This is a genomic window from Pseudoalteromonas sp. S2755, assembly GCF_005886535.1.
Lineage (GTDB): Bacteria > Pseudomonadota > Gammaproteobacteria > Enterobacterales > Alteromonadaceae > Pseudoalteromonas.
Genome location: NZ_PNDS01000131.1, coordinates 44501 through 54202 on the forward strand (window position 1 = coordinate 44501; position 9702 = coordinate 54202).

The 9702-nt window shown below is 43.8% G+C and carries 7 protein-coding genes; 1 reads left to right on the forward strand and 6 read right to left on the reverse strand.

Going from position 1 to position 9702, the window contains the following annotated elements; genetic code table 11:
• The 6 genes from CWC03_RS18770 to CWC03_RS18795 all read right to left on the reverse strand — a co-directional run bounded on the left by CWC03_RS18770 (window position 1) and on the right by CWC03_RS18795 (window position 8923).
• The gene (locus tag CWC03_RS18770) at window positions 1-2730 is read right to left on the reverse strand and encodes a TonB-dependent receptor (RefSeq protein WP_138583182.1); all 2730 of its coding nucleotides are present in this window, start codon (window positions 2728-2730) and stop codon (window positions 1-3) included.
• An 83-nt stretch (window positions 2731-2813) separates the two neighbouring features.
• The gene (locus CWC03_RS18775; RefSeq protein ID WP_138583183.1) at window positions 2814-3779 is read right to left on the reverse strand and encodes a FecR family protein; all 966 of its coding nucleotides are present in this window, start codon (window positions 3777-3779) and stop codon (window positions 2814-2816) included.
• A gap of 10 nt (window positions 3780-3789) precedes the next feature.
• A complete protein-coding gene (locus CWC03_RS18780) occupies window positions 3790-4260 on the reverse strand; it encodes a sigma-70 family RNA polymerase sigma factor (protein WP_138583184.1) in 471 nt (156 codons plus the stop codon).
• Window positions 4261-4465: 205 nt separating this feature from the next.
• A complete protein-coding gene (locus tag CWC03_RS18785; RefSeq protein ID WP_138583185.1) occupies window positions 4466-5668 on the reverse strand; it encodes an iron-containing alcohol dehydrogenase in 1203 nt (400 codons plus the stop codon).
• A gap of 78 nt (window positions 5669-5746) precedes the next feature.
• A complete protein-coding gene (gene ygjK, locus CWC03_RS18790; RefSeq protein ID WP_249314081.1) occupies window positions 5747-8104 on the reverse strand; it encodes an alpha-glucosidase in 2358 nt (785 codons plus the stop codon).
• Window positions 8105-8179: 75 nt separating this feature from the next.
• Complete coding sequence (locus tag CWC03_RS18795; RefSeq protein ID WP_138583186.1) at window positions 8180-8923, reverse strand: substrate-binding periplasmic protein; 744 nt, start codon at window positions 8921-8923, stop codon at window positions 8180-8182.
• Between the two features lie 180 nt (window positions 8924-9103).
• On the opposite strand from CWC03_RS18795, the gene CWC03_RS18800 reads away from it, so the two are divergent.
• The gene (locus tag CWC03_RS18800; protein ID WP_138583187.1) at window positions 9104-9619 is read left to right on the forward strand and encodes an acyloxyacyl hydrolase; all 516 of its coding nucleotides are present in this window, start codon (window positions 9104-9106) and stop codon (window positions 9617-9619) included.
• Window positions 9620-9702: the final 83 nt, after the last annotated feature.

A 9702-nucleotide genomic window follows, 5' to 3' on the forward strand; every position in this document is an offset into this window, starting at 1 on the left:
TTAAAGTTTGATTTCTAAACCAATCGAAATAGTCTGTCCAGGCTCCGGCATCGCGACGATTGAGCCACTTGAAACCTTATACTGATCGGTCAAGTTGGTGATCGCTAGGTTGCCTTTGATGTTGTCGCTAAAGATATAATCAAGATAAAAGTCGAGTTGATAGCCTGCTGGAATAAACTCAAGGGCAGTTACTCCTGTCCCTGACAAAAAGCCACCAGGGTGATGTTTCTCGGAGTGTTTTTTGTAGGTGAAGCCCGTATCAATTGTGTCGTTAAAGAGTGTCATACCAAGTGTAGCGATATAGCTTTTTTCTGGCGGTACACGAAGTGGGGTTAAGCTGCCTGAAAAGCCCGTTGCGTTACAAGTCGCGGCGCCTTCAGCCTGTGCAATTAAACGTGAACACATTTCTACATTTGTGTACTTGGTGTAAGATAACTTGCTGTAAAATAAGTTGCTTTGGTAATGAAGACCAAACTCCGTGCCAGGTAGTTCAAACTTGTCATAGTTGGTAAAGGTAAATGTTTGTTCCCATGAAGGTGCATCAAGTTTAGGTAAAAAGCCAGTGGCCAGCATGTCTTCAATATGGGTGTAGAAGTACTCCGCCGAGATAATTAGCTTATCCCCGTGACTGAGTAAGTTGCTAAAGTCACTCTCAAAGCCAATATCATACGACTTCGTTTTTTCAGGGATGATCGGGTAGTCACTGGAGTAAGAAAATACCTCATTGGAAACCGTTGTTTCGTACAGGTTTGGCATACGATATGCGTTGCTATATTTGGCTTTAATGACTGTATTATCAAGCAATTGGTAATTTGCTAGCACAGTCATATCTGCTTTGGCATCAAAGGTAAGCTTTTCGCCTGTTTGATAGTCCTCGTTTACCGAGTCATGAAGGTTTACGTTTAGTGTGAGTTCTAAAGGTGCAAGGTCGATAGTGGCATTCGTAAATAATGCCTGCTTTGTTTGCTTACCGTGTCGCGAAGTGGACTGCGGCTTAAAATCATCAGAGTGCCAGTCTTTTCTAAAGTTGTCTCTCCAGTCTTTATGTGGGCTCAATTTTTCAACTTGCCAGGATAGGCCATAGGTCAAAATAACGGGTGTACTTGCCAGCGATAATGCTGAGGTATTGAATGCACTTATCCCATGACGCTTATTGTTATAACGGTGAAAGTATTGTCCAGCATTTGGCCCTAGGTTGCTACCAAGGGCGTTATATTGCTGTAACCTCGCGCTGGTACGCCATACGTTCACACTAAGATCGACTAATGAGTTATTACTCGGTAAAAAGCGGTATAGGGCACTGGCACTGTTTACTAGTGCAGACCCAGGTTCCCATTGTGGCATAGTTTCTACGCCTTCTGGAATTTCCTCAGACATCCATTGCACTTGACCATTTTCATCGATCACTTGCCAAACCTTGGTGTCACCGGCTCTTTGCTTGTACCAATAGGTGGCCAGCATTTCTCCTGCTTCTTGCTTATGATAACGTGTGTTCACCTCTAACGATTGCTCGTCCGTAAATGCATAGGTCAGTTTGGCTAGGTATGAGTCGCTTTCAAAGCTCGTGTTAACGACTTCGCCATTTTGGTTAACCGGTGGAGGTATTAGCTTTACTTCATTGATCAGCTCATACTGACCTTCTTGCTCAGTTGAAGGTACCCAACGTACGTACTCCTTGGCTTCAACAAAGTCGCTAAAGCTATTTTTACCAGCAAAGTAGTTACCAACCTTTTTTTTACTGTAAGCGAGTACCGCTTGTAAGTTATCCTGTTGATAAGCGGCCGCTAGCGTAAACCCACCACCCGCAAAATCAAGCGTATCGTTGTGGTTGCTGATTTCATAATATTCTTGTAGAGCAAAGCTTTCTGGTATTTCAGGTGTTCTATTGTTGTTGTGTGTATTTACTTTAACTAAAGCGCCGAGATTTTGACCGTCTTGGAGAATATCTTGCGTGCCTAAGGTACGGATATTGACTGTTCCGCCGATTGCGCCAGAGCCAAAAGGTGATGCTTTGGCCGATGCGCCTTTTTCGACATTTACCGAGCTTATCAAGTTTGAATCGATATAGGTTCTGTCAGACGAACCCATATAGCCTCGGTTTGTGTGTGTTGATTGCAAACTGCCGTCGATGAAAATCGGCACTCGACCTTCGCCTTGCACGCCACGAATACCGATATCAAGTGCGCCAGCTTCGTTTCGAATATTGTTTGCCTCTATACCAGAAAACGTTGAGAAAATATCCGAGTTAGATAAGCCCTTGGTTCGAGTAATCTGTTCACGATTAAGATTGAGTTTATCGCCTTTGACAGTGATGACTTCAATATTATCTTGCGGATCTGGTGTTTGGTCGTGCTTAGCCTTTGCCTGAGTATTATTGGTTTTGCTTTTTACTGGCGCTGACCCGTTTATCGCCGCTTTAATAACAATGTTATTGTCGATAATGCTCGCTGTTAACTGGCTACCTTTTAGTGTGCGCTCTAGCGCCTCGGCTAAACTTACCTCACCTTTAAGTGCTGGAGCCTGCAGACCATTTAATAATTTCGCATCGGCAATTAGATTCATATTCGCAGTTTCAGCTACCTGCGTTAAGGTATGGCTAATAGGTTGCTGCACAAGATTAAATTGATATATTGCAACTTGACTCTGCGCAGTTGCAGGCGGGCTCAGGCTAAGCCCGAGTGCAAATGCTAAGGGGGTGAGTCTTGTGTGTAAAACAGAGCGAGTTCTCATTGTTATGCGTCCAAATAGATTACCTAAGATGAAAACGAATGAGAATGAGAACTCCTCAATAAAAATTTGAATATTTTTTCTTGTTATCGATTATTTACTATAACTATATGATTATTAGACTCTTTAACTTCTACAGGGAGAACACTTGGAAGTAAGTTTAAAAAGTTTTCTAGTTCTGATGCTAAAAAAGTACCCGAAATTACTAATTGCTCAGTTGATTGAGCGGTTAAGGTGTAACTTATCGCATGATGCCGTTTAAATTCCTCAAATACTTCGTTGAGTGGCGCATTGTCGAACACGAGTCGTCCTTGTTTAAACGCATCAACGAGATTGAGGTTTGGAGCAAACTCAGTCTTGACAATGCCGTCACTGCCCACGACCGCCATTTGACCTTTTGTTAGCGTTATTTGCTGATTTTGGCTTTGCACGTTTACACGGCCATGATCCACCACAATGCGAACGCTATCGGCTTTTTTATCAACGGAAAAGCGGGTACCTAATACGGTAATTTTTGTGCTGCCGGCACTGATAACAAATGGTCGGCTTTTGTCACTTGCAACGTCAAACAGCACGCGACCACTGAGTAGCTTATTACTGCGCCGGTTGCCATCAAAATCAATAGCGAGGGAAGTTTTGGCATCTAAGGTCAGTAGCGAGTTATCGGGCAGTGAGATATTGCGCAATTCGCCTCGTGATGACTGATAGCTGGCGTGAAAGGTGTCGTTGTTTACTTGAAAGAACCACGTTTGATAGCCAAAGAAACTCAACGTAAGAAGTGCAAAGCATGCAGCAATGGCGAAGTACCGTCGAGTTATCTCTGATTTAAGCTTCGAGTGTGTAACAGGACTCTCTAATTGTGCAATGTCTTGCTCTGAAAATTGTGATAACAGTTGCTCTACCTGTTTACTTTCCTGGTAGGCTGTTTGGTGAGCTCTGCTTTCACCAAGCCAACGATTGAGCACTTGCTGCTGCTCCATAGTGAGCCCTTGCCTTTCGAGTTCCAGCCAGTGGTTTACTTGCTGTTGTATTGTTACATTATGACGGTCCATTGCGATTCTCTTATTGTTTTTGTAATGCGTTACGACAAGCGAGCATGGCAGTTGCTAAGTGTTTTTCGACCATGCTGACAGATATCCCCATTTGCTCCGCTATTTGTGGCTGGCTTAAGTTTTTAAATTTATAGAGCACAAATGCTTGCTTGGTTTTTAGGGGTAAGGAGTCGATACTTCGATTCAGTAATGCCAGTTGTTGTTGACTTGCGAGCTTAGCTTCGGGCTCATAATAACTTGGTGCGACTAATTCGAAGTCATCGGGCTCAGCAATAGCCTGATTTTTGCGATACTGATCAATCACAATATTTTTCGCGGCTTTAAAAAATAGTGCGCGCTCTTGCGTGTTATCCTGCTTTGGATTGTTGCTTTTATAACTTAGTATTCGGGTATACGCCTCTTGAACTATATTTTGAGCTTTGTCTTTGCACCCCACTGAACGAGCGATATAACTTAATACTTCTGAGTAATAACGTTCCAAAATACACCAGTTTGCTTTTCAAAAGTCGCGCATACTAGCATTAAAAATTGTTATTGAGAATCGTTTTTGTTTGTGTTTGTTGGTTTTAAAACATTCGTTAATAGATTTTATGTTTTTAGTGCTTTTACTTGATGTTCGAGTGCAAGATTATGAAAAAATTAGGTTTTTTAATTCTTTTGGATCCAACCACTAAATGGAGTGTCTATTAAGGCGTAGGAGCGATACCTTTGATAATGCGCTGGCAGGTACTGTGATCCATAAAGTGGGGCACTGGATAATCCGGATGTGCTTCTTTTAGCGCCAGCTCTGCGAGTAGCGCCGCATCATCAGGGAGTACTTCAGTGAGCGTGGTTTGGATATGTAAATCAAGCAATAAGCGCTCAATGTGCTCTAAAAGATCATCTGCTTGGCGCTCGACGGGATAGTCTAACGAGGTTAATCCGCAGTATCTGGCGATGAGTGCGAGTTGCTGGTTAATGCGCTCACCATACCAGGTTAACACGGGCATGAGTAACACTGCATTGGCAAGTCCGTGCGGCGTACCATATTGAGCGCTCAATTGGTGTGAGATTGCATGTACGTAGCCGACAGAGGTTCTGGTAAAAGCTTGTCCTGCGTAGTGGGAAGCGAGCAGTAGTTGCGCTCTTGCTTCTAGATTTTGTGGGTCTTGTTGTGCTTTGGGTAAATATTCAAAGATGACTCTACAGGCCTCAAGAGCGCGATCGCGGCTAAACTTAAGACAGTTAATGCTCAGCAGTGCCTCAATGGCGTGGGTTAGCGCATCAATTGCCGTAGTCGCGGTGATATGTGCGGGCATACTTGTGGTTAATTCCGGTAATAACACGGCATGGTGCGGCACTAAACAAAAGTCAGTCGCGGCATATTTGGCGTGACTGCTAGGATCGTTAACGACGGCGGCAACGGTGGTCTCCGAACCGGTTCCCGCTGTTGTTGGGATCGCGATATTCGGCGGTAGACGCTTTAAGACTTTAAACAACCCTTTGAGCTTAGTCACCGGTTTGTTCGGCTTGACAGCCCGAGCACCGATTAACTTGCCTGTGTCGAGTACCGAGCCACCACCAAGTGCGATAATTGCTTTACATTGATGCTGTTGGTAGACCTTTAGACCATCTTCGACGTTTGTTATGGTTGGGTTGGGTAAAACATCTGCGTAATAATGCGTAACTAATTCTGACTCACGTAGTGTGTTTTCCACAATCTGATGCAAGTTGAGTTTGAGGAGCACTTGGTCGGTCACGACTAAGACGTTATCTCCACTTTTTAACCCAAGCGCCTCAATGGCGTCTAACAACCCCGTTTTTCCCTGATGTAATTTGGGGTTTGGGATCCCGATAAAAATAACAATGCACTTTAGGGCAAAGTGGTAAATACGGTAAAACCAACTCATTGCGATCCGTCTAATTTTGTTTTTGTATCATTTAAAAAATGTAGACGGATCATCACTGGATTGCTAGCAAATTTTAGGCTAATTTGTGGTGATTTGCTGCGAAACTGGCTTTTCTTCTTTAATTGGCGCTTTGGGCTTGTCCATCTCAAATGCTTCTATCATGAGCAAAATATGGGCCGCGCTCCATGAAAAGTTCGGTGCACCTTGTTGCTCGCCGGTGAGTGGATTGTAGTTTTCGCGAATAGGCGCGTTTTGCAGCAGACCATCTGCATTTTGCATAAATCGATCAAGCAAAGTGTTCGCTTCAGTTCCATAACCATAATAACCTAGCCCCATCAAGCCAAAATACAATTGGTCAAGCCAGACACGACCACGCCAATAGATGTTTGCGCCAAATGCAGGGTTGGTCTGGGATGCAGATCCCAGAGGAATATAGGTGTTGAATTCACTGGGGCTGAGCATTACTTCAGAGACGCGTTTAGCATGATACGCTGTTGCTACTTGATTAAAGAGCGGAGCCCAACCCTCCGGGCCGCGACCACGCTCAATGATTGGTTTCCCTGCACAGCCATTTTCAAGCGGTGATGCGGCAATGCGAATGTCGTAGTAGTATCCGCTGTTATCGTCGAACATGCAGCGGTTAATATAATCGGCGATCTGCTTTGCTTGTGCTGAAAAGGCTTTGGCTTCCTGTGGCTTAGCCAAGATATTGGCGATGGTACTCAAGTTTTTGGTGTCAGAATAAAAATAACTGGCCCCGTCAACAGATTCTTGCATCAAAGAGTAACCTAGCAGTTGGCCTTGGGCGTCCTTATTGCTGGCAAACTCGACTTGCCAGTCTTTAGCATCACCACCTTGTTTCACATAGATCTCAAGCTGCTGTGGTGAGATAAAACCAAAGTTAGCAGCATCGTCTCTTCCAGACTCCCATGACGCAGCGGTCTGTGCGGGAATACTTATCTGTTTACCTTGTGTTTGCGCATCGCGATAGGCTTTTAGCCCAAAGCGGGCATGCTTTTGCTTTCCTTCATGTAGATAGAATAATAATTCACCCGCTTGATTATTATGGTGTTTATCTATGGTTGCACCAAATTCAGGAATACCATTTTGGTTGTGATCACGGTTGCGCAGCCACCAATCACGATAGGCGACAAGTTTAGGATAAATTCGTGCAAGCCAAGCTTTGTCTTTGCTGGCATAGTAGGTATTCAACACCGCCCAAGCGGCCAGCGAGGGTTTTGAATTCCGTTCGCTCCAATTACCGCCATCGCCACCGCGTTCTGGTGGCAGGTTATAACCAATTAAATCGGGTAATAAGCCTTTATCTTGGGGGCGTACAGGATCGTTCGCTGCTATTTGATAGGAAAATACGGCATCAATGTTGGCCTTGGCTAAATCTGGTGCAAATAGTCTCAGTGCTGATGCTTGTTTCCAGCTGTCCCAAGGCCAAGTTAAATTGCCGGAAAACCAGCGAGCAGTGACCGAAGGCGATACGGTATCAAACGCGATTGCCCCAGCAGGAGAACGCCAGTTACCAATGAGGGTTTCAACAGCTTTTATCGCCAATGTTTGTTTATCTCGTGGTAAAGTTTGATAGCGTGCTAAATAGCCCGTCCAGCGAGCTTTAGAGCGTTGCCAATATGTAAAAGGGGATGAGAGTATTTTGGCAACGATTTTTGCTGTTTGTACGCGTTCTTGTTGATTGTGTACATAACTTATTGCGGTATAAAACTGCAGATCACCAGAGATTTGTGTCTCGCTATAATAACGGTCGTTTTCCACCACATTGTTGAAAGGGATTGTGCGGGTGATTGAGTACTCGTTGCTACCAGAGGTCAGAAGCGCCCACGGATCGCGAACACGACCAAAAGTGGTACTGATCCCACGTTCGTTGGCAATCATGGTTGGTGCGAGCTTAGGGTATTGTTGGTCCAGTGTTTGTTGTTGATTAAGCTGGTGGAGTAACTTGCCATCCAATTTTAAAGTAAGTCGTTGCTTTGTATGAATAGTGGTTTGAATAAGAGAAACACGCTCACTTACAAAGCGTAAGCGGATCGTCACTGTCGCGAGCTCATGTCTGAGTGTTTGTACCAGCTCTCCGGGTAGGCTGTACTGCGCCGCATCAAATTGCAATTTGGTCTCATCATGAAAAATCTGTAGGCGTTCAATACGTTCAAATAAATAGGTTAAATACTCTTCGGTGATAATCGCATTACCCGTGAAACCACCATATTCCACAGCGCTATCAGGAAGTAAGTGACCATGCCATGCGCCGTTATCAAAAAGTGGTGAGTAGGGGCTATGACCAAACTTGTCTACGGGCTTCATCACTTGAGGCTGACCAAAGCGTGAAACCGCGTTGATGATTTTTGGGCTCGCGTACGCTTCGCATGCAACAAAGAGCAAGAGTAATAACAGACCTGTGAGTACTTTCATTTTTATTTTTGAATAAAGTATACAATTTTAAAATGCTATCATAGCTATGCGTAAAGTTCAGTAGCAAACGATGAATTACTCGTCAATAGGGCAACCGACATCAACCTTTTTACGTTGCATCTGTACTCGTTCAGCGGCGGCGCGTAGCCTATTTATATATTCAGGAGGAGCGCTGGGGTTGGCCGTTAAATAAAGGGTTTTACTTAACTCTGGAACTTCTAGCACTTTGTCCCATTGCTCCGTCAAACCCATTCTAGCAGCCATTCTATCTACAAAATTTTCAGCACCAAAAATAAAGTCAATTCTGCCTCTTTCAAGCAGCTCACCTGCACGACTCAAGCTGGTTACTGATAGCATGTTGTTATCAGCGACAAAGCCTTGTGCTTTTAAATAATTTTCGGAGAGTTGATCGGCCGCCACAGCGACAACATGTTGTTTGATTTTCCATATTTCCCACTCTTGCTGATCGGCAATATCGGCACGCTTATAAAATGCGACCTTTAGCTCACAAAGTGGTGCAATCCAGATATGATTTTTTTCACGTTGCTCGGTTCTGGCGATCGAGTAGAGCAATGAATATGGGGATTTTTTGGAGAAGGCTTTTGCGCGAGTCCAAGGCAACATATAAATTTGATAGCTTAGCTCCGCTTCCCACATAATGAGGCGCACAATATCAGTAGCAAGCCCAGTAATGGTACCATTATTTTGTTCTATCTGGTACGGAGGGAAATGCTCGGTATAGATATCTACTTTTGTTGGTGCGGCTAAGGCACTAAATACACTAAATATCCCTATAACGCTCCCAATTATATACTGCATACCACATTCTCAAGATCGTTTTTAACAGTATAACTCATAATTTGTTATTGGTTTTGGTTAAATTAATGTGCCTATTAAAATTCCTGACTGGTGCCTTTTTGGCAATTATTATATGGTTTTTTGGTGTCTTTTAAGAATTAAATAACGGCGTAAAATTGCTCTTGTTGTAGAGGAGTTGTTATGCGCTTAGTTTTATTCTTGCTTATGTTGTTTGTGTCTACTTACTCACATGCTGGTGAAGTTGCAGTTGATTACGTGATGGGAGAGGGGGATGTAAAAGGACTGCGGCTTGGGTATCGTCCCTTGCATTATAGTTTAGCGGATTATGGTTTTGGAGAAGGTGCCTATGTTTATTTTGAGTTGAGCACCAACTATTGGGAATACGGCAAACCAAAACGCTCAGACACGACGTTTGCTATTGCATTGTCACCAGTGCTTAGTGTTCCACTGACCGAGTTTGCTGGAAAGCCGGTGAATTTTGAGTTTGGGATTGGCATGACCTACGTCAGTGATACTCGATTTGCGGGCAAAGACATTGGTGTTCACTATCAGTTTGAAGACCGCATTGGACTTAGTGTTAATTTGAACCCCAGTACTAAAGTTGGGATCCGATATCTACATTATTCTAATGCAGGTTTGAGCGACCACAACCCTGGTCTTGATTTTTTTAATGTGTTCTACGTTAAGCGGTTTTAACGCTTAATTTCATTGAGTTAGTTTTATCTCCCTTTGTGATTTCAAGGATGAAATTTTTTCTTACTAAATAACCTGAGCTGCGG

Coding starts and splice junctions, on each gene's coding strand:
- CWC03_RS18770 (WP_138583182.1), bottom strand. CDS start 2,730: ATGAGAACTCGCTCTGTTTTACACACAAGACTCACCCCCTTAGCATTT.
- CWC03_RS18785 (WP_138583185.1), bottom strand. CDS start 5,668: ATGAGTTGGTTTTACCGTATTTACCACTTTGCCCTAAAGTGCATTGTT.
- ygjK (WP_249314081.1), bottom strand. CDS start 8,104: ATGAAAGTACTCACAGGTCTGTTATTACTCTTGCTCTTTGTTGCATGC.
- CWC03_RS18795 (WP_138583186.1), bottom strand. CDS start 8,923: ATGCAGTATATAATTGGGAGCGTTATAGGGATATTTAGTGTATTTAGT.
- CWC03_RS18800 (WP_138583187.1), top strand. CDS start 9,104: ATGCGCTTAGTTTTATTCTTGCTTATGTTGTTTGTGTCTACTTACTCA.
- CWC03_RS18775 (WP_138583183.1), bottom strand. CDS start 3,779: ATGGACCGTCATAATGTAACAATACAACAGCAAGTAAACCACTGGCTG.